The 18,314-nt window shown below is 65.3% G+C and carries 20 protein-coding genes and 1 pseudogene; 12 read left to right on the plus strand and 9 right to left on the minus strand.

Features of this window, described 5'->3' with window-relative positions:
* Positions 1-80 precede the first annotated feature (80 nt).
* On the plus strand, positions 81-1,487 hold the full coding sequence (gene aspA, locus AQY21_RS22040; protein WP_058099756.1) for an aspartate ammonia-lyase: 1,407 nt from the start codon (positions 81-83) through the stop codon (positions 1,485-1,487).
* Between the two features lie 39 nt (positions 1,488-1,526).
* Here the strand turns inward: aspA and AQY21_RS22045 are convergent, their stop codons facing one another.
* Positions 1,527-2,729, minus strand: a complete 1,203-nt coding sequence (locus tag AQY21_RS22045; RefSeq protein ID WP_058099737.1) for a pyridoxal phosphate-dependent aminotransferase — start codon at positions 2,727-2,729, stop codon at positions 1,527-1,529.
* A 105-nt stretch (positions 2,730-2,834) separates the two neighbouring features.
* Here AQY21_RS22045 and AQY21_RS22050 point away from each other — a divergent pair, with 105 nt between their 5' ends.
* Together AQY21_RS22050 and AQY21_RS22055 are read left to right on the plus strand one after the other, a co-directional pair.
* Positions 2,835-3,080: a succinate dehydrogenase assembly factor 2 gene (locus tag AQY21_RS22050; RefSeq protein ID WP_058099757.1), complete on the plus strand. Its 246-nt coding sequence runs from the start codon at positions 2,835-2,837 to the stop codon at positions 3,078-3,080.
* Positions 3,081-3,171: 91 nt separating this feature from the next.
* Positions 3,172-3,690 (plus strand): MarR family winged helix-turn-helix transcriptional regulator, encoded by a 519-nt coding sequence (locus AQY21_RS22055; protein ID WP_058099738.1) that lies wholly within the window; start codon positions 3,172-3,174, stop codon positions 3,688-3,690.
* Positions 3,691-3,867: 177 nt separating this feature from the next.
* Here AQY21_RS22055 and AQY21_RS22060 read toward each other — a convergent pair whose 3' ends face one another.
* Positions 3,868-4,296: a VOC family protein gene (locus AQY21_RS22060; RefSeq protein WP_058099758.1), complete on the minus strand. Its 429-nt coding sequence runs from the start codon at positions 4,294-4,296 to the stop codon at positions 3,868-3,870.
* 176 nt (positions 4,297-4,472) lie between these two features.
* Here AQY21_RS22060 and thyX point away from each other — a divergent pair, with 176 nt between their 5' ends.
* Together thyX and AQY21_RS22070 are read left to right on the plus strand one after the other, a co-directional pair.
* Entirely contained in the window at positions 4,473-5,378 is a 906-nt protein-coding gene (gene thyX, locus AQY21_RS22065) for an FAD-dependent thymidylate synthase (protein WP_058099739.1), read from the plus strand.
* A gap of 115 nt (positions 5,379-5,493) precedes the next feature.
* Positions 5,494-6,480 carry a BMP family protein gene (locus AQY21_RS22070; protein WP_058099740.1) on the plus strand — a complete coding sequence of 329 codons (987 nt, stop codon included), beginning with the start codon at positions 5,494-5,496 and terminating at the stop codon, positions 6,478-6,480.
* A gap of 28 nt (positions 6,481-6,508) precedes the next feature.
* On the opposite strand, the gene AQY21_RS22075 is transcribed toward AQY21_RS22070, so the two are convergent.
* Complete coding sequence (locus tag AQY21_RS22075) at positions 6,509-7,291, minus strand: 3-hydroxybutyrate dehydrogenase (protein ID WP_058099741.1); 783 nt, start codon at positions 7,289-7,291, stop codon at positions 6,509-6,511.
* 396 nt (positions 7,292-7,687) lie between these two features.
* Between AQY21_RS22075 and AQY21_RS22080 the strand changes: the two genes are divergently transcribed.
* From AQY21_RS22080 to AQY21_RS22085, 3 genes are read left to right on the plus strand one after another with little or no spacing between them, the layout of a single operon-like run.
* Positions 7,688-9,544 carry an extracellular solute-binding protein gene (locus AQY21_RS22080; protein WP_058099742.1) on the plus strand — a complete coding sequence of 619 codons (1,857 nt, stop codon included), beginning with the start codon at positions 7,688-7,690 and terminating at the stop codon, positions 9,542-9,544.
* Positions 9,541-9,675: a hypothetical protein gene (locus tag AQY21_RS30050; protein ID WP_255374816.1), complete on the plus strand. Its 135-nt coding sequence runs from the start codon at positions 9,541-9,543 to the stop codon at positions 9,673-9,675. Before AQY21_RS22080 ends, AQY21_RS30050 begins: the two co-directional genes overlap by 4 nt.
* Complete coding sequence (locus AQY21_RS22085) at positions 9,675-10,013, plus strand: hypothetical protein (protein WP_058099743.1); 339 nt, start codon at positions 9,675-9,677, stop codon at positions 10,011-10,013. Before AQY21_RS30050 ends, AQY21_RS22085 begins: the two co-directional genes overlap by 1 nt.
* A gap of 94 nt (positions 10,014-10,107) precedes the next feature.
* Here the strand turns inward: AQY21_RS22085 and xth are convergent, their stop codons facing one another.
* Both xth and AQY21_RS22095 read right to left on the minus strand, forming a co-directional pair.
* Positions 10,108-10,893, minus strand: coding sequence for an exodeoxyribonuclease III (gene xth, locus AQY21_RS22090; RefSeq protein ID WP_058099744.1), 786 nt, complete (start codon positions 10,891-10,893; stop codon positions 10,108-10,110).
* Between the two features lie 38 nt (positions 10,894-10,931).
* Complete coding sequence (locus AQY21_RS22095) at positions 10,932-11,267, minus strand: iron-sulfur cluster assembly accessory protein (RefSeq protein ID WP_058099745.1); 336 nt, start codon at positions 11,265-11,267, stop codon at positions 10,932-10,934.
* 75 nt (positions 11,268-11,342) lie between these two features.
* On the opposite strand from AQY21_RS22095, the gene AQY21_RS22100 reads away from it, so the two are divergent.
* Complete coding sequence (locus AQY21_RS22100; protein ID WP_058099746.1) at positions 11,343-12,479, plus strand: deoxyguanosinetriphosphate triphosphohydrolase; 1,137 nt, start codon at positions 11,343-11,345, stop codon at positions 12,477-12,479.
* 94 nt (positions 12,480-12,573) lie between these two features.
* Here AQY21_RS22100 and AQY21_RS22105 read toward each other — a convergent pair whose 3' ends face one another.
* On the minus strand, positions 12,574-12,927 hold the full coding sequence (locus AQY21_RS22105) for a DUF305 domain-containing protein (RefSeq protein ID WP_058099747.1): 354 nt from the start codon (positions 12,925-12,927) through the stop codon (positions 12,574-12,576).
* 74 nt (positions 12,928-13,001) lie between these two features.
* On the minus strand, positions 13,002-13,895 hold the full coding sequence (locus AQY21_RS30075; RefSeq protein WP_058099748.1) for a DMT family transporter: 894 nt from the start codon (positions 13,893-13,895) through the stop codon (positions 13,002-13,004).
* Between the two features lie 106 nt (positions 13,896-14,001).
* Between AQY21_RS30075 and AQY21_RS22115 the strand changes: the two genes are divergently transcribed.
* Positions 14,002-14,424: an OsmC family protein gene (locus tag AQY21_RS22115; protein ID WP_058099749.1), complete on the plus strand. Its 423-nt coding sequence runs from the start codon at positions 14,002-14,004 to the stop codon at positions 14,422-14,424.
* 309 nt (positions 14,425-14,733) lie between these two features.
* Positions 14,734-14,922, plus strand: coding sequence for a hypothetical protein (locus AQY21_RS28840; RefSeq protein ID WP_152988322.1), 189 nt, complete (start codon positions 14,734-14,736; stop codon positions 14,920-14,922).
* Positions 14,923-15,293: 371 nt separating this feature from the next.
* Here the strand turns inward: AQY21_RS28840 and AQY21_RS22120 are convergent, their stop codons facing one another.
* Together AQY21_RS22120 and AQY21_RS22125 are read right to left on the minus strand one after the other, a co-directional pair.
* Positions 15,294-16,889 (minus strand): peptide chain release factor 3, encoded by a 1,596-nt coding sequence (locus tag AQY21_RS22120; protein ID WP_058099750.1) that lies wholly within the window; start codon positions 16,887-16,889, stop codon positions 15,294-15,296.
* A gap of 49 nt (positions 16,890-16,938) precedes the next feature.
* Entirely contained in the window at positions 16,939-17,688 is a 750-nt protein-coding gene (locus AQY21_RS22125; protein ID WP_058099751.1) for an NAD kinase, read from the minus strand.
* A 143-nt stretch (positions 17,689-17,831) separates the two neighbouring features.
* Between AQY21_RS22125 and glyA the strand changes: the two are divergent.
* Positions 17,832-18,314 (plus strand): annotated as a pseudogene (gene glyA, locus AQY21_RS22130) (serine hydroxymethyltransferase); the annotation flags it as partial.

Raw genomic sequence — 18,314 nt, forward strand, 5'->3', positions numbered from 1 at the left:
GCAACAGATCCGACAGAATGCGCATCGCGCGCCAGCTCTGCCCTGCCGGCGGGGCCTGCGTGCCTGCGCCCGAGGTAAACATGATCACAACCCGCATCGAACACGACCTGCTTGGCGACCGCGAGGTGCCCGCCGACGCCTATTGGGGCGTCCACACCCTGCGCGCCGTCGAGAATTTCCCGATCTCGGGCCGGCCGATCGGCGAAATTCCCGAACTGATCCGCGCCCTGGCCGCGATCAAGCAGGCCGCGGCGCTGGCCAATGCCGATCTGGGGCTGCTCTCGGTCGAGCGCCGCGACGCCATCGTCGCCGCCTGCGAGGAAATCCGGGCGGGCAAGCTGCACGACCAGTTCGTCGTCGATCAGATCCAGGGCGGTGCCGGCACCTCGACCAACATGAACGCCAACGAGGTGATCGCCAACCGGGCGCTGGAGATCATGGGCCATGCCAAGGGCGAATACCGCTATCTGCACCCCAACGAGCATGTGAACCTGAGCCAATCGACCAACGACGTCTATCCGACGGCGCTGCGCCTGGCCTCGTGGCGGGGATTGCAGAACGTGATCGCGGCACTGGCCTCGCTGCGCGGCGCCTTTGCCGAGAAGGGCGGCGAGTTCGCCGAAATCCTGAAGATGGGCCGCACCCAGCTGCAAGAGGCGGTGCCGATGACCCTGGGCCAGGAATTCAACGCCTTCGCCATCACCATCGGCGAGGACGAGATGCGGCTGGCCGAAGCCGCCGGCCTGATCTGCGAGATCAATCTGGGCGCCACCGCCATCGGCACCGGCATCACCACCCATCCCGAATATGCCGAACGGGTGCGGGCGCGGCTGGCCGAGATCACCGTGATCCCGGTCGTCACCGCCCCCGACCTGGTCGAGGCGACGCAGGATTGCGGCGCTTTCGTGCAGGTCTCGGGCGTGCTGAAGCGGGTGGCGGTGAAGCTGTCGAAGATCTGCAACGACCTGCGGCTTTTGTCCTCGGGTCCGCGCGCCGGCTTCAACGAGATCAACCTGCCCGCGAAACAGGCCGGTTCCTCGATCATGCCGGGCAAGGTGAACCCGGTCATCCCCGAGGTGGTCAACCAGGTCTGCTTCGAGGTGATCGGCAACGACATGACCATCACCATGGCCGCCGAGGGCGGGCAGTTGCAGCTGAACGCCTTCGAGCCGGTGATCGCCTACAGCATGTTCCGCTCGGTCAGCCACCTGATCGCGGCCTGCAACACGCTGGAGCATAACTGCGTGCGCGGCATCACCGCCAATCGCGACGTGCTCAAGGAATCCGTGCGCCGCTCGATCGGCATCGTCACGGCGCTGAACCCCTATATCGGCTATGCCGCCGCGACCGAGGTCGCGACCGAGGCGCATCTGACCGGCCGCGGCGTCTATGAGCTGGTGCTGGAAAAGGGCCTGTTGCCGAAAGAGCGGCTGGACGCGATCCTGCGCCCCGAAAGCCTGACCAAGCCGCAGCTTTTCGTCGCATGACATGAGGGCGGCGGGGTCTCGGCCCCGCCGCCGGGCATTTCAGCGCAGCCCTTCGCAGAAGCGTTTGATCCGGGCGCAGGCATCCGCCAGCACCGCATCCGAGGTGGCGTAAGAGATGCGGAAATGCGGCGACAGCCCGAAAGCCGCGCCAAAGACCACCGCGACCCCGGTCTCGTTCAGAAGCGCGGTGGCGAAGGCTTCATCGTCGGTGATCGCCGTCCCGCCGGCCGAGGTCTTGCCGATCAGCGCCGAAATCGAGGGATAGACATAGAAGGCGCCCTGCGGCACCGGGCAGTCGATGCCGGGACAGGCGTTCAGCCCCTCGACCACCAGGTCGCGGCGGCGCTGGAACACGGCGCGGCTTTCGACGATGTAATCCTGCGGCCCCTGCAGCGCCGCCAGCGCAGCATATTGGCTGATCGAGCAGGGATTCGAGGTCGATTGCGATTGCAGCTTGGCCATGGCGCGGATCAGCGCCTCGGGCCCGGCGCCATAGCCGATGCGCCAGCCGGTCATGGCATAGGCCTTGCTGACGCCGTTCATGGTCAGTGTGCGCGATTTCAGCCCCGGTTCGACCTGCGCCGGCGTGGCGAAGCGGAAATCGTCAAAGACCAGATGTTCATAGATATCGTCCGACAGCACCCAGACATGGGGATGGCGCATGAGCACCTCGGTCAGGCCGCGCATATGCTCGGATGCGTAGCCCGCGCCCGTCGGGTTCGAGGGCGAATTCAGGATCACCCATTTCGTCCGCGGCGTGATCGCCGATTCGAGCTGCTCGGGGGTGACGCGATAGCCGTTGGCCATGGCGCCCTCGATCATCACCGGTGTGCCGCCGGCCAGCAGCACCATATCCGGATAGCTGACCCAATAGGGCGCCGGGATGATGACCTCGTCGCCCGGGTTCAGCGTCGCCATCAGCGCGTTGTAGAGGATCTGCTTGCCGCCGGTGCCGACCGTCACCTGCGCCGGGCCGTAGTCCAGCCCGTTCTCGCGCGCGAACTTGTCGCAGATGGCGCGCTTGAGCTCGGGGATGCCGTCCACCGCGGTATAGCGGGTATGGCCGGCGTCGATGGCGGCCTTGGCGGCTTCGCGGATATGGACGGGCGTGTCGAAATCCGGCTCGCCGGCGGACAGGCTGATGATGTCCCGGCCCTCGGCGGCAAGCTCGCGGGCGCGGCCGGTGATGGCGATGGTTGGCGAGGGTTTGACGCGGGCGAGCGTCTGCGACAAAAAGCTCATCGAATTCATCCTGCGGCTGGCCGTCCCCTCATAGGGGCGGCGCCGCGGACAGGCAAGCCGGGGGCAAGCGTGGACGAGAAAGAGGCAAGGCTGAAGCGGCTGCGGATGCGCAGCTGGCGGCGGGGCACCAAGGAGATGGACCTGATCCTGGGTCCCTTCTCGGACAGCGAGCTGGAACGGCTGACCGCAGCGGAACTGGACCTTTACGAGGCGCTGCTGGCCGAGAACGACCAGGATCTCTACCCCTGGATCACCGCCCGGCTGGGCGATGCCCGCCCGGGGCCCGAAGCGCTGCTGCCCATCCTGGACCGCGTGGCATCCTTTGCCCATGCCCGGCTGATGCGAAAATAGGCGCAATTTTAGCAAACTGCGCGGGGATTAACCGAAGATTGGGAAATCTGCGGCATGGTGGCGGAAACGAGGCCACGAACGGAACCCGCACATGCAACAGCGCAGCTCTGCCAAAACGGTGCCCGCCCTGCGGCCCCTGCCGCCGCGGACCAGCCGGACCGAGGCCTATCTGGAAAGCCTGCAAGTGCTTGAACGCCTGCACCGGCTTTTGCTGGATGTGGTCAAGGACGAGTTCGAGCGGCTGGGCCGGTCCGAGCTGACGCCGGTGCAGGCCTTGCTGATCTACAATCTCGGCACATCCGAAGTGACGGCGGGCGAGTTGCGGTCGCGCGGCATGTATCAGGGCTCGAACGTCTCCTATAACCTCAAGAAACTGGTCGAACTGGGCCATGTCCATCACGAACGCTGCGAGATGGACCGCCGTGCGGTCCGGGTGCGGCTGACCCCGAAGGGGCAAGAGGTGCGCGATTGCGTGGCGCGGCTGTTTGCCCGCCATGCCGAGGGGCTGGAGCTGTCGGGCGTGCTGGACGACCCGCCGATCGAGGCGGTGAACCTGCAATGGCGCCGCGTCGAACGCTTCTGGGCCGAGCAGATCCGCTACATCTATTGAATCGCCGCCGGAAACCGGCATGGGACGGGGCTCGACCATGCCGACGCATATCAGCCATCGCCCCTCACCACCGCCACCGGTCCAGGATGCGGCCGGTTCCGGCAGGCCGGCCAGTTTCATAGGCGATCTGCCGGATCCGAGGCGCGGCCGGACCGCCATGGCCCGGCCTTTCCCGGCTCACCAATGGCCGGTATTTTCCATGCTGGCCCAAGGCTCTTGCGGCGGCAGATGCTCGCCCTCTTGCAGAAGCTCGATCGAGATATTGTCCGGGCTGCGGACAAAGGCCATATGCCCGTCGCGCGGCGGCCGGTTGATGGTCACGCCGGCATCCATCAGCTTCTGGCACATCTCGTAGATATTCTCGACCCGATAGGCGAGATGGCCGAAATGCCGGCTGTCCGAGGGCAGGCCGTCGTCGCCGTCCCAGTTCCAGGTCAGCTCGACCGGACATTCATGCTGGCCGGGCGGCGCCATGAAGACCAGGGTGAAGCGCCCCTTCTCATTGTCGATTCGCCGCATCTCCTCAAGCCCGAGCAGGCGGAAGAAGGCCATCGTCTTCTCGAGATCGAGCACGCGCACCATGGTATGCAGATAGCGGATCTTCATCATTCCCCTTTCCTGTTTCCCGGCCCGTCCAGGCCTGTTTGCGGTTTCAGACTGGCATCTCACCGGATCAACCGCAACGCGCGGCAAACGGTTGCACCCGGAAGGGCCACACCGCCGGTTGATTGAAACCCGCGCAGGTGCCACAAGATATGGCCATACCAGTCGAGGATTCCGCCATGCCCATCACCCCCGAACAACAGGCCCAGATCGACGAGCAGCGCGCCGACCCGCGCCCCACCCTGCGCGCCGTCTCCGAGGGGATGGAGCGGCACCTCTACCAGGCGCATGAAGTGCTGGACCACGGGCTGGTCCGGGTCATCGACTACATGGGCGACGATGCCGCCATCACCCAGGCCGCGCGGGTCAGCTATGGCCGCGGCACGAAATCGGTCAGCAATGACGAGGGGCTGATCCGCTATCTGATGCGGCACTGGCACTCGACCCCGTTCGAGATGTGCGAGGTCAAGTTCCACGTCAAGCTGCCGGTCTTCGTCGCCCGGCAATGGATCCGCCACCGCACTGCCAATGTGAACGAATACTCGGCGCGTTACTCGATCCTGGACCGCGAATTCTACATCCCGGCGCCCGAACACCTCGCCGCACAATCGACGGTGAACAACCAGGGCCGCGGGCAGGTGCTGGAGGGCGACGAGGCCGCCCGCGTCCTGGACCTGCTGCGCGAGGACGCGATGCGCAGCTATGACCATTACGAGCAGATGCTGAGCCAGGACGGCCAGCAGGGTCTGGCCCGTGAACTGGCGCGTATGAACCTGCCGGCCAATATCTACACGCAATGGTATTGGAAGGTGGACCTGCACAACCTGTTCCACTTCCTGCGCCTGCGCGCCGATGCCCATGCGCAATACGAGATCCGCGCCTATGCCGAGACCATGTGCGGCATCGTCCGCGACTGGGTGCCCTTCGCCTATGCCGCCTTCGAGGATTACCGGCTGGGTGGGGTGCAGCTTTCCGCCAAGGGCGTCGAGGCGCTGAAGCGCCGGCTGGCGGGCGAAACCGTCACGCAGGAAAACAGCGGCATGAGCAAGGGCGAATGGCGCGAGTTCGAGGCGGTCTGGGGCTGAACCGAAGATTTTCAATATTTTCTTGCGACACCCTTAACAGCTTGCGCGTTGACGCAACGTCATCCTGCGCTTCCCCTGTCGGAACCCACAATCCCGACAAAGGACAGTGAACAGGATGCATACCACAGTTCGGCTGGCCCTGGCCGCCTCGCTGCTGGCGGCCGGCGCAGGCCATGCGCAGGACGGCGAGCTTTCGATCGCCATGCTCATTCCGGGCAGGATCGACGACAATGGTTTCATGGAGGCCGGCTATAACGGCCTTCTGAAGATCGAGAAACAGTTCGGCGCGAAGATCGCCTATACCGATCAGGTGCAGCCGGAACCGGACAAGCTGGAAGAGGCGCTGCGCGCCCTCGCCCGGCAAACCCCGGACATGGTGATCGCCCATGGCGGCCAGAACAACGAGGCCGCCAAGACCGTCGCGGCCGAATTCCCCGACATCCCCTTCGTCGTGGTGCAAGGCGGCGTGACCGGGCCAAACCTGTCCAGCTATGAGTTGCTGCAAGAGCACAGCGCCTGGCTTGGCGGCGCGGCCGCGGGGCTGCTGACGCAATCCGGCGTGGTCGGCCATATCTCGGGCATCCGGGTGACGCCGGGCCTCAAGGGGCGCGGCGGGTTCTACCACGGGCTGATGCACACCAGGCCCGACGCAAAGTTCCTGACGATCTTTGCCGGCAACCAGGACGACACCGAACTGGCCGCACGGGTGGCGAAGACCGAAACGGACCAGGGCGCCGACATCATCTTCACCATGCTGAACGCCGGGCGCCAGGGCGCCACCGACGCCATGCGCGAGGCCGGCGCGAAACAGATCGGCAATGTCATCGACTGGACCAAGGTCGAGCCGGACGTCTTCATCGCCTCGGCCATCGCCGATGTCAGCATTCCCAGCGTACAGGCGGTGCAGGACCTGGTGGACGGCACATGGAAGCCGGAGACCGTCAAGCATATCGGGCTGGAAAACCCCGAAGCCGTCTCGCTGACCCTGTCCGACAGCGTCCCGGCCGAGATCCGCGACCGCATCGACGCCCTGCGCGAGCAGATCGTGACGGGAGAGATCGAGGTCGCGACCGAATATTCCGGCCCGGAGTTGGAGATGTGACCGGGAATCGCGCAGGAAGCGGCGGCGCCTAAAGCGCCGTCCACCCCCCGTCCACCGAGATCGTCGTGCCGGTGATCTGCTCTGCCGCCGACGAGCACAGGAAGACCGCCGTGCCGCCCATCTGCTCGACCGTGGCGAATTGCCCCGAGGGCTGGCGTTGCAGCATGACCTTGGCGATCACCTCGTCGCGGCTCATGTTGTGGGTCTTCATCTGGTCGGGGATCTGCTTTTCCACGATCGGGGTCAGCACATAGCCGGGGCAGATGGCGTTGCAGGTGATCGGCTCCTTCGCGGTCTCCAGCGCCGTCACCTTGGTCAGGCCGACGATGCCGTGCTTGGCCGCGACATAGGCCGACTTGTATTCGCTGGCCGTCAGCCCATGCGCCGAGGCGATGTTGATGACCCTGCCCCAGCCGGCCTTGCGCATCAGGGGCAGTGCCGCCGCCGTGGTGTGAAAGGCGGAGCTCAGGTTGATGGCGATGATCGCATCCCATTTCTCGGCCGGGAAATCCGGGATCGGCGCGACATGCTGGATGCCGGCATTGTTCACCAGGATGTCGCAGGCGCCGGCCTTCCCGATCAGGGCGCGGCAGTCGGCGCCCTTGGACATATCGGCCTGGATATAGCGCACCGCGACGCCATGCTCGGCGGCAAGGCTTTCGGCCAGCGCGTGATCCTCGGCCGCGTCGGTGAAGCTGTTCAGCACGAGATCCGCGCCCGCCCGCGCCAGTTCCTGCGCGATCCCGAGCCCGATCCCCGAGTTGGAGCCCGTCACCACCGCCGTCTTGCCGCTGAGGAATTTCTCGAACATCGCTGCCTCCACGCCTGCGTTGCTGTTGCAGCGGCAGCATGGGGAAAAAGCCAGGACCGCACAAGATCGGGCACCGACCCCGCCGCGGGGTGCGCGAGCCCGACGAAGCCGCGCGTTCCGTTCACATTTTCGCGTGATCGATTCCCCCGTGGGGGCTGGCATGCCCGGCGTCCCGAGCCGCCGCGGAAAGCCGCAAAACCCCCAAGAAAAAAGCGCCCGCACGAGGCGGGCGCAAGTCATGAGGCAGGTTTCATACAGGCAAGAAACCTATCGAGCAGTGCCTTATCTATACGCTTTTCCCCCCATGAGTCCAAGGCGTAAGTTTGCTTCAAGGTGAACGGGCGGTTAATCTGGGCGCAGGCAGAACCAACGACCCGGAAAACAGGGCCATCGAGCATGCGATTCTTCAAGTTTGCTAACGAATCCGCGATCTGGCGGCGAATCGCGCTGTGCCTGTGTGTTGCATCCATGCCGCTGGCAAGCCCCGCAGAACCCATGCATGCCATTGCAATGTATGGAGAACCTGCGCTGCCACCCGGCTTCTCCCACCTGCCCTACGCCAATCCCGAGGCGCCCAAGGGCGGCACGATTCGCCTGGCCGAGACGGGCAGCTTCGATTCGCTCAATCCGTGGATCCTGATGGGCAACCCGGTCTGGCCGATCTTTACCCAGCCGGGCCTGCTGACCGAGTCGCTGATGATGCGCTCGATCGATGAGCCCTTCACGCTTTACGGCCTCCTCGCCGAAAGCGTCGAGACCGATCCCGACCGGACATGGGTCGAGTTCACCCTGCGCCCCGAGGCGCGGTTCTCGGACGGCACGCCCGTCACCGTCGAGGACGTGATGTGGTCCTATGAGGTGCTGGGGACCAAGGGGCACCCGCGCTATACCGCCGTCTGGTCCAAGGTCGAGGAGATGGAACAGACCGGCCCGCGCTCGGTCCGTTTCACCTTCAACACCGCCGACCGCGAGCTGTCGATGCTGATGGGCATGCGGCCGATCCTGAAGAAGGCGCAATGGCAAGGGCGCGATTTCGGCCAGTCCAGCCTGATGGTGCCCATTGGCTCGGGCCCCTATGTGATCGACAAGGTCGATCCGGGCCGCGCGATCACCTTTCGCCGCAACCCGGATTATTGGGGCCGCGACCTGGCAGTGACGCGCGGCATGCATAATTTCGACGTGATCCGCTACGACTATTTCGGCGATGCCTCGGCCATGTTCGAGGCCTTCAAGGCCGGCGAGATCGACGTCTGGCGCGAGCTGGTCGCGGCGCGCTGGGACCGCGACTTCGATTTCCCCGCCATGCGCGACGGCCGGATGGTGAAATCCGAGATCCCGCACAGCCGCCCCTCGGGAATCATGGGGCTGGTGATGAACACCCGCAATCCGCTCTTCGCGGACTGGCGGGTGCGGCAGGCGATGATCGAGGCCTTCAACCACCGCTTCATCAACATGACGCTGACCGGCGGCAAGGACCCGCGCATCACCAGCTATTTCGCCAATTCCGAACTGGCGATGCAGCCCGGCCCGGCCAGCGGACGCGAGGCCGAGCTGCTCGCCCCCTTCGCGGACCAGCTGCCGCCCGGCACCGTTGACGGCTACGCCCTGCCCGAGGGCGGCGAGCGCGCCATCGACCGCAAGGGCATCCGCGCCGCGCTGGACCTGCTCGGCGAGGCGGGCTGGACCGTCCAGCAGGGCGAGCTGCGCGACGCCCAGGGCCGCCCCTTCAGCTTCGAGATCCTGCTGAACCAGTCCGGCAGCGCCATGCGCACCAGCGCCGAGATGCGGCAGATCGTCGACATCTTCGTGCAGTCGCTGCGCAACCTGGGCATCCGCCCCAAGGTGACGCTGCTCGATTCGGCGCAATATGTGGAACGCACCAACAACTACCAGTTCGACATGACCTGGTACGAGCGCGGGCTGTCGCTCTCGCCCGGCAACGAGCAGCGGCTCTATTGGGGTCGCGAGGGCGTGACTAAGCCGGGCAGCCGCAACTGGATGGGCATGGACAGCCCCGCCGCCGAGGCGATGATCGCCGAGATGGGCCAGGCCCGCACCCATGAAGGTTTTGTCGCAGCGGTCAGGGCTCTTGATCGGATCTTAACCGCCGGACGCTATGTCATTCCCGTCAGCTATTCACGGATTTCCCGCTTGGCCCATCGCGCCGACCTGGATTATCCTGAAAACACGCCGCTTTACGGTGACTGGCCCGGCTTCATGCCAGAAACCTGGTGGCAGGAGGAAAGAGAATGAAATTCAGTCGGATCGCAACCGTCCTGGCCCTCCTTGCGCTCGCCGCGTGCAATACCGTGGCCGGCGTGGGCGAGGACATCACCGGCGTCTCGCGCATGGTGCAGGGCGGCATTGGCGGAGGAGGCTACTGATGAAATGGGTTCACGTCCGCGACAATTGGCCCGCCTTCTTCGAGGCCATCGTCGAGAAATGGCCTTCGGCCGATGAAAGCGACCTGGAGGAGATCGATGGCGACCAGCGCGCCTTCATCGCCTATATCGCCGAGGTCACCGGGCAGGAGATCGACGAGACCAAGGATGAGATCCGCGAATGGCTGGCGGGCGAGATCCCCTCGGACATCGTCATGGATCCGATCCACGACAATCACTCGATCGCGCTGTCCGCGAAATATGTCGGCGAGGGCGAGGACGAATATGACGACGACGCCCGTTTCGGCGATGACGACGAGGTGCGGGACGACGGCGACTGAGGCGGGGGATCGAGGCGCCGGCGGCCGGGGGCTCCGCCCCGCTCGTCGCTGCGCTCCTCGCCCCCCCGGAGTATTTTTCAAACGGTGAAAGACATCAGGCGTCGAGATCGATCCAGACCGGGACATGGTCGCTGGGCTTGTCCTTGGCGCGTTCGTCGCGGTCGATGCCAAGGTCGATCAGCAGGTCGGCGGCTTGCGGCGACAGCAGCACATGGTCGATGCGGATGCCGTTGTCCCTTTGCCAGGCGCCCGCCTGATAGTCCCAGAAGGTGAAGGGGCCGCGCGTGCTGTCCGGCTGACGCAGCCGCACCGCATCAGCCCAGCCGTCGAAGATGATGCGGCGCAGCGCGGCGCGGCTTTCCGGTTGGAACAGCGCGTCGCCCAGCCATTTTTCCGGGAAGGCGGCGTCGCGGGGTTCGGGGATGACATTGTAGTCGCCCAGCATGGCCACCGGCATCTCTGTCGCCAGAAGTGCCTTGGCCCGCGCGCGCAGCCGCTCCATCCAGGCCAGCTTGTAGTCGAATTTCGGCCCCGGCTGCGGGTTGCCGTTCGGCAGGTAGAGCCCGGCGATACGCACCGCCCGATGGCCGACCACCGTCGCCTCGATGTAGCGGGCCTGCTCGTCCGTCTCGTCGCCCGGCAGGCCGCGGCTGACATCCTCCAGCGGCAGCTTCGACAGGATGGCGACGCCGTTGAAGCCCTTCTGCCCGTGGGTTTCGATATTGTAGCCCAGGTCGGCGATCGGCTCGCGCGGGAAGCCCTCGTCCTGGGTCTTGATCTCTTGCAGGACCGCGACGTCGGGCTGCGCTTCGGAAAGCCAGCCGGTCAGGGTCTCGATGCGGGCGCGGACGCCGTTGATGTTGAATGTCGCGATCTTCATGCGCGCGAGACTAGCCGTCTGCGCGCGCCGAGGCCAGATCAGATCGAGAAGGACGTGCCGCAGCCACAGGACGAACTGGCATTCGGGTTGTCGATGGTGAAGCGGGCGCCGATCAGCTCGTCGGCGAAGTCGATGGTCGCGCCGGCCAGGAAGGGCAGCGAGACCGGATCGACCACCACGCTCTGGCCGGCACCGCTGAGCACGAGGTCGTCCTCGGCCGCCTCGTCCAGGCGGATGTCATACTGGAACCCCGAGCAGCCACCGCCCGCGACCGCGACCCGCAAGGGCCGCATGGGGCCGTCGCCATTGATCTCGGCCAGGCGCGCAAAGGCGCGTTCGGTGACCCTGGGGGGCAGGTTCAGACCAGTGTTCATGGGGCGTTCCTGTTTCCGTCTTCCGGTCTGGAATATAGGCTCTGGCCCGATACCCCGCAAGGAACGCAGGAACAGATGACCGCAGCCTATGCCTGCCAGCCCGATGACAGCCGCGGCCGCCGCTGGCCCGAGCGCATGTCCACCTTTCGCAGCCCCTGGCAGCGCGACCGCGACCGCATCATCCATTCCAGCGCCTTTCGCCGGCTCAAGCACAAGACCCAGGTCTTCGTCGAGCATGAGGGGGATTATTACCGCACCCGCCTGACCCATACCATCGAGGTGGCGCAGGTCGCCCGCACCATCGCCGGGGCGCTGGGGCTGAACACCGACCTGGCCGAAACGGTGGCGCTGGCGCATGACCTGGGCCATCCGCCCTTCGGCCATACCGGCGAGGATGCGCTGGCGGCGCTGATGGCGCCCTATGGCGGCTTCGACCACAATGCCCAGGCCCTGCGCATCGTGACCCGGCTGGAGCGGCATTACGCCGATTTCGACGGGCTGAACCTGACCTGGGAGAGCCTGGAGGGGATCGCCAAGCATAACGGGCCGGTGACCGGCGAATTGTCCTATGCGCTGGCCGAGGTGAATGCGGAATGGGACCTCGAGCTGCATACCAATGCCAGCGCCGAGGCCCAGGTCGCGGCGGTGGCCGACGACGTGGCCTATAACCACCACGACCTGCATGACGGGCTGCGTGCCGGGCTGTTCACCGAGGAGGATCTGGCGCAGCTGCCGGTGGTGGGCGAGGCCTTTGCCGAGGTCGATGCGCTGCATCCGGGGCTGGAGCCGATGCGGCGGCGGCACGAGGCGCTGCGCCGGGTCTTCGGCGTCATGGTCGAGGACGTGATCGCCGTGGCGCAGAACCGCCTGGCCAGCCTCCAGCCGCAAAGCGTGCAGGAGATTCGCGCCATGGAGGGGCCGATCATCCGGTTTTCGAAGCCGCTTTATCAGAATCTCAAGGCGATCAAGCTGTTCCTGTTCCAGCGCATGTATCGCGCCCCCTCGGTGGTGGTCGAGAGGCAGCGGGTGACCGAGATGCTGAACGGGCTGTTCCCGCTGTTCCTGAACGATCCATCGAAGATGCCCGAGCATTGGTTCGAGGCCGCCGAAGCCGCCGGGGACGAGACCGGCCGGGCACGGGTGGTGCTGGATTACGTCGCCGGCATGACCGACCGCTTCGCCATCCAGGAAGCACTGCGCCTGCTGGGCTGAGCGCAAGGGGGGCTTTGCCCCCCGCCGATCCGGCCCCCTCGACGGGGGCCGGATCGGCTCCCCCAGGATATTTGACCACGGAAGAACGCAGGGGCTATTCGGCCTTGCCGTGCTCTTGCAGCCATTGCCGCATCATCTCGATCTCGGCCTCCTGGGCCTTGATGACCTCTTCGGCCAGCTTGCGGACCTCTGGATCCTTGCCATGTTCCAGCGCGACCCTGGCCATGTCGATGGCACCCTGGTGATGCGGGATCATGCCGCGCATGAAGTCGACATCGGCGTCGCCGCTGTAATCGATCATCATCTCCTCATGCATCCGCTCCATCGCCTGCTGGTAGCCGGCGGTCGAGGGGCTGTCGCCATGTCCCGCATGATCCATGGCCGCATGATCCTGGGCCGCGGCCGGCAAAGCGATCAGCGCGGCAAGGGCGAATGTGGCAAGACGCATGGCTTTCTCCTGTCGTAACGATGGATGCACTGAGAGAAGCGCGGCCGGGCACCGGCTAGCAAGTGACAAACCCGTCAGCGCAGGAAGATCAGCGCCATGCCCGCGACCGCGATCAGCGCCCCCGCCCATGAGGTCGCCGAGGGCCGCGCCCGGGTCATCGCCCAAAGCACCGGCAGGATCAGCACCGGCGACAGCGCCGAGAGCGTCGAGACGATGCCAACCTTGCCGCCTTGCAGCGCGAACATCAGCAGCGTCATGCCGGTGACCATGGCGATCAGGCCGGAAAGCGCCGTCAGGACCAGCACGCGCGGCGTGGGCCGGCCCAGCGGCTGGACCGCGCGGATCGGCAGCGCCATCAGCAGGATCAGGCAGACCACCGCCACGCCCACCCGCACCAGCGAGGCGACATAGGGATCGAAGCCCGTCGCCATCACCGGCCGCGCGATCAACGACCCCAGCGCCTGCCCCGCCGCCGCCATCAGCCCGAAGCCCGAGGCGATCCAGACCGAGCCCTGCACCGCCTCGAAACGGTGCCCGCCCGAGCGGCCGGGACGCCCCAGCACCGCCATGGCGACGCCGGCGGTCGAAAGCGCGACACCCAGCACGGCGGGCAGCGAAAGCTCCTCGCCCAAGGCCAGCCAGCCCATCAGCGCCGCCATCGGCGCGTTCAGCGCGAACAGCGCCCCCGAGCGCCTGGGCCCCAGCCGGATCAGCGCCACGTAAAGCAGCGTATCGCCCAGGAAGATGCCGATCACGCCCGAGAGCGACAGCCGCCACAGGTCCTCGACCGAGATGCCGTGCCAGCGCCCGGTGGCGATGACGATCGCCGCCAGCATGGCCGCGACCATGGCCTGGCGCAGCCGGTTGAAGCCGAAGGGCCCCAGCGCCTGCGCCGCCGATTGCGACAGGATGCCGGTGATCGCCCAGCAGGCCGCCGCGCCCAATGCGGCGAGTTCATGCACCGGCATCCGCGCCCTCTCCCCCTCGTTCCCCATGCGGGATAGGCCGGCGATTGAACCCGTGCAAGGGATCGCGCGTTCAGCCGGCAGGTCACGGCAGAAAAGGAGAACGGCGATGATCGTGAATTCCGGTTCGGCGAAATGGGAAGGCGGGCTCAAGGACGGCAAGGGGGCGCTTTCCACCAAGTCCGGGGCGCTGAGCAGCCAGCCCTATGGCTTCAACACCCGCTTCGAGGGTCTGCCCGGCACCAACCCCGAGGAGTTGATCGGCGCGGCCCATGCCGCCTGTTTCAGCATGGCGCTGTCGGCGATTCTGCAAGAGGCGGGGATCGGCAATGTCCGCATCGAGACCACGTCCGAGATCGGGCTGGCCAAGGAGGGCGACGGCTTCGCCATCAAGACGGCGCATCTGAACACCAGGATCTGGGGCGACGGCGACAAGGCGGTGATCGAGGAATGCGCCCGCAAGGCCGAAAAGGGCTGCCCGGTCAGCAGGGTGCTGAATGCCGAGGTGACGATGGACGTGACGGTGGGGTAAGAGCGGCCATGCGGCGCGGCCTTGCGCCGTGCCGCATGCGGTCCGAGGTGGCGGTCATGCGGGACAAAGCTGACCTTCGCATCTTAACGTGAAGTGCCGCTCTGCAGACCAAAGCTTCCATTGTGAGGACGGCAAGCAGCTCCGAAGACCGCACTGAGATGAACGAGGCGAGTGACCGCTTGGCTCAAATGTCCTTCACCTGTTGCTCCTGCACCACCACCCCCCACATCCAAATACAGCTGTCGCTTAACGCTTATTTTCGGCAGATAATGGGTGAGCAGCACCTGATTCGTCATTCAAGGTAGATCGATGTTCAGTTTTTTCAGAGATTTTCGTTCGAGCGATAAGTTCATGAACCGGTTGGCCTTGGAAATAGGAGTTGATCGCCGTCTCTTCAAAACAGCACTGACTGAGCTAGGGATTAACTTCGCAACTCTAGAGAAAGAATTTAAACAGCGAGCGGTGCGTGAGCGTGAGTCAGGTTTCAGCGATGAGTAGATAATCCAGCGGGCATGCATGGGGATTATCTCCTACGCCCGAATCGGAGCATCAAATCTCATTGTAAGATTTGGGGAGCAGCCTGAAATTGAAGCTTTTATGTTCGCAATGATTGATTATCAAGAGACACATATAGATGTCGTTGATGATCCAGAGGCATATCGCCGAGACAGAATGCATCAGTAAAGCGGAAATACATACCGAAATTCTCAATTTGGATAGGGCGAAGGCTACGAACGCCGCGCATAGCTGCCGTCCATAACGAGCGCAGCATCTGTCAAACTGGGCTCATCGCCGCCGTTCAGGAACCGGGGGCGACACGCGCGCCCCGCGGCCTGCCGGACAAGCCGGGCTTGTGCCGGGACCGGCGCCTATACCATCATTTCCTTCGTCGCCGTCAGCTTCAACTCGGGATGGTCGCGCTGCACGCGGTCGATGTCCCATTGCAGGCGGGTCAGGTAAACCAGATCGCCGTCATGGTCCTGCGCCATATGGCCCTTGTTTCCTTGCGCGAAGGCTTCGACCTTATCCTTCGGCCCCGAAACCCAGCGCGCCGAGGTGAATTGCGAGGACTCGAAACGCACCGGTAGGCCGTATTCCAGCTCGATGCGGCTGGCCAGCACCTCGAATTGCAGCGCGCCGACCACGCCGACGATGAAGCCCGAGCCGATCATCGGCTTGAAGACCTTGGCGGCGCCCTCCTCGGCGAATTGCATCAGCGCCTTTTCCAGGTGCTTGGCCTTCATCGGGTCGCCCGCGCGCACGGTCTGCAAAAGCTCGGGCGCAAAGCTCGGGATGCCGGTGAAGCGCAGCGCCTCGCCCTCGGTCAGCGCATCGCCGATGCGCAGTTGGCCGTGGTTCGGGATGCCGATGATATCGCCCGCCCAGGCCTCCTCGGCCAGTTCGCGGTCGGCGGCCAGGAACAGCACCGGGTTCGACACCGCCATCGGCTTTTTCGACCGCACATGCAGCAGTTTCATCCCCCGCTCGAAATGCCCCGAGGCCAGGCGGACGAAGGCCACCCGGTCGCGATGCTTGGGGTCCATGTTCGCCTGCACTTTGAAGACGAAGCCGGTCACCGGCTTTTCCTCGGGCGCGATCTGGCGCTCGGCGGCATTCTGCGGCTGCGGCTGGGGGCCGAACTCGCCGATGCCGGTCATCAGCTCCTTGACGCCGAAGCTGTTGATGGCGCTACCGAACCAGATCGGCGTCATGTGCCCTTCCAGGAAGGACTTGCGGTCGAAGGCAGGCAGCAGTTCGCGCGCCATCTCCAGCTCTTCGCGCAGCTTTTCCAGCAGATCGGCGGGGACGTGATCGGCCAGCTTCGGATCGTCCAGGCCGGAAATCTGGATCGACTCGGCCACTTTGTTGCGGTCGGCGCGGTCCATGATCTCCAGCCGGTCGTTGAGCAGGTCATAGGCACCGACGAAATCGCGGCCCATGCCGATCGGCCAGGAGGCGGGGGTCACGTCGATGGCCAGGTTTTCCTGGATCTCGTCGATGATCTCGAAGGTGTCGCGGCTTTCGCGGTCCATCTTGTTGCAGAAGGTCAGGATCGGCAGGTCGCGCAGCCGGCAGACCTCGAACAGCTTGCGGGTCTGGCTCTCGACCCCCTTGGCGCCGTCGATGACCATGATCGCCGCGTCCACGGCGGTCAGCGTGCGATAGGTGTCCTCGGAGAAATCGCTGTGGCCGGGCGTGTCGACCAGGTTGAAGCGATAGGGCCCGAAATCGAAGCTCATGGCCGAGGCGGAAACCGAGATGCCGCGGTCCTGCTCCATCTTCATGAAGTCCGAGCGCGTGCGCCGCGCCTCGCCCTTGGCGCGGACCTGGCCGGCCATCTGGATCGCGCCGCCGAACAGCAGGAATTTCTCGGTCAGCGTGGTCTTGCCCGCGTCCGGGTGCGAGATGATCGCAAAGGTGCGGCGGCGGGCGATTTCGGGCGGAAGATCGGGACGGTTCATCATGCCCGGCCCTTTAGCGCGCGCCGCGTCCGGCCTCAAATGGAATCGGGCCTCAGACGAATTGTTCGCGGATCAGTCGCTCCTCGAGCCCGTGGCCTGGGTCGAAGAGCAGGTGGTGGCGGATGGTGTTTTCCGAGCGGATCTCGACCCAGAGCACCGAATCGACGCCCCGCGAATCGGCATCGGCCATCACCGGGCGCTTGTCGGGCTCCAGGACGTCGATGCGTACCGTCGCCGACTTGGGCAGGATCGCGCCCCGCCAGCGCCGCGGCCGGAAGGGCGCGATGGCGGTCAGCGCCAGCACGTCGGAACCCAGCGGCAGGATCGGCCCGTTCGCCGAATAGTTATAGGCGGTCGATCCGGCGGGGGTCGAAACCAGCATACCGTCGCAGATCAGCTCCTCCATCCGCACCCTTCCATTCACGCTGATGCGCAGCCGCGCCGCCTGCGGACCGGCGCGCAGCATGCTGACCTCGTTGATCGCCAGCGCGCAATGCTCGTGCCCGTCGGTGGTGCCGGCGGTCATGGCCAGCGGATTGACCACGGTTTCCTCGGCCGCCAGGATGCGGCCGGGCAGGTCGTCCTCGCTATAGGCGTTCATCAGGAAGCCCACGGTGCCCCGGTTCATGCCATAGACAGGCAGGCCGCGATTCTGATGCATGACCGACAGCATCAGCCCGTCGCCCCCCAGCGCCACGATCACCTCGGCTTCGCGGATCGGCACATGGCCGTAGCGCGCGGACAGCGTCTCGGCGGCGGTCACGGCGGTTTCGGTGCTGGAGGCGATGAAATGCAGCTTCATGCGGCCATCATGGCGCGCGGCGGGGCGGGCGCAAGTCCCTTTGGCGCATGGGACAATCTACCACCAAGGCGTCGCATCCGTCCTAGCGGGGCGCGAGGAAAGGCGCTAGAAGGCCGGCAAGCCGCTTTTTGCATGAGGACCAGATGACCGACACCGGATTCTTCACCGAGACGCTGGACAGCCGCGACCCTGCCATTTTCGGCGCCATCCGTCAGGAGCTTGGGCGCCAGCGCGAGGAGATCGAGCTGATCGCCTCGGAAAACATCGTCAGCCGCGCGGTGCTGGAGGCGCAGGGCTCGGTGCTGACCAACAAATATGCCGAGGGCTACCCGGGCAAGCGCTATTACGGCGGCTGCCAATATGTCGATATCGTCGAGGACCTGGCCATCGAACGCGCCAAGGCACTCTTCGGCTGCGGATACGCCAACGTGCAGCCGAATTCGGGCTCGCAGATGAACCAGGCGGTGTTCCTGGCGCTGCTCAGCCCGGGCGACACCTTCATGGGGCTCGACCTGAACTCGGGCGGCCACCTGACGCATGGCTCGCCGGTCAACATGTCGGGCAAGTGGTTCAACGTCGTCTCCTACGGCGTGCGCCAGCAGGACCAGCTGCTGGACATGGAGGAG

Origin of the sequence: Paracoccus sp. MKU1 (assembly GCF_001447385.1) — a bacterium.
Taxonomy (GTDB): domain Bacteria; phylum Pseudomonadota; class Alphaproteobacteria; order Rhodobacterales; family Rhodobacteraceae; genus Paracoccus.

Coding starts and splice junctions, on each gene's coding strand:
- aspA (WP_058099756.1), top strand. CDS start 81: ATGATCACAACCCGCATCGAACACGACCTGCTTGGCGACCGCGAGGTG.
- AQY21_RS22045 (WP_058099737.1), bottom strand. CDS start 2,729: ATGAGCTTTTTGTCGCAGACGCTCGCCCGCGTCAAACCCTCGCCAACC.
- AQY21_RS22050 (WP_058099757.1), top strand. CDS start 2,835: ATGCGCAGCTGGCGGCGGGGCACCAAGGAGATGGACCTGATCCTGGGT.
- AQY21_RS22055 (WP_058099738.1), top strand. CDS start 3,172: ATGCAACAGCGCAGCTCTGCCAAAACGGTGCCCGCCCTGCGGCCCCTG.
- AQY21_RS22060 (WP_058099758.1), bottom strand. CDS start 4,296: ATGAAGATCCGCTATCTGCATACCATGGTGCGCGTGCTCGATCTCGAG.
- thyX (WP_058099739.1), top strand. CDS start 4,473: ATGCCCATCACCCCCGAACAACAGGCCCAGATCGACGAGCAGCGCGCC.
- AQY21_RS22070 (WP_058099740.1), top strand. CDS start 5,494: ATGCATACCACAGTTCGGCTGGCCCTGGCCGCCTCGCTGCTGGCGGCC.
- AQY21_RS22075 (WP_058099741.1), bottom strand. CDS start 7,291: ATGTTCGAGAAATTCCTCAGCGGCAAGACGGCGGTGGTGACGGGCTCC.
- AQY21_RS22080 (WP_058099742.1), top strand. CDS start 7,688: ATGCGATTCTTCAAGTTTGCTAACGAATCCGCGATCTGGCGGCGAATC.
- AQY21_RS30050 (WP_255374816.1), top strand. CDS start 9,541: ATGAAATTCAGTCGGATCGCAACCGTCCTGGCCCTCCTTGCGCTCGCC.
- AQY21_RS22085 (WP_058099743.1), top strand. CDS start 9,675: ATGAAATGGGTTCACGTCCGCGACAATTGGCCCGCCTTCTTCGAGGCC.
- xth (WP_058099744.1), bottom strand. CDS start 10,893: ATGAAGATCGCGACATTCAACATCAACGGCGTCCGCGCCCGCATCGAG.
- AQY21_RS22095 (WP_058099745.1), bottom strand. CDS start 11,267: ATGAACACTGGTCTGAACCTGCCCCCCAGGGTCACCGAACGCGCCTTT.
- AQY21_RS22100 (WP_058099746.1), top strand. CDS start 11,343: ATGACCGCAGCCTATGCCTGCCAGCCCGATGACAGCCGCGGCCGCCGC.
- AQY21_RS22105 (WP_058099747.1), bottom strand. CDS start 12,927: ATGCGTCTTGCCACATTCGCCCTTGCCGCGCTGATCGCTTTGCCGGCC.
- AQY21_RS30075 (WP_058099748.1), bottom strand. CDS start 13,895: ATGCCGGTGCATGAACTCGCCGCATTGGGCGCGGCGGCCTGCTGGGCG.
- AQY21_RS22115 (WP_058099749.1), top strand. CDS start 14,002: ATGATCGTGAATTCCGGTTCGGCGAAATGGGAAGGCGGGCTCAAGGAC.
- AQY21_RS28840 (WP_152988322.1), top strand. CDS start 14,734: ATGTTCAGTTTTTTCAGAGATTTTCGTTCGAGCGATAAGTTCATGAAC.
- AQY21_RS22120 (WP_058099750.1), bottom strand. CDS start 16,889: ATGATGAACCGTCCCGATCTTCCGCCCGAAATCGCCCGCCGCCGCACC.
- AQY21_RS22125 (WP_058099751.1), bottom strand. CDS start 17,688: ATGAAGCTGCATTTCATCGCCTCCAGCACCGAAACCGCCGTGACCGCC.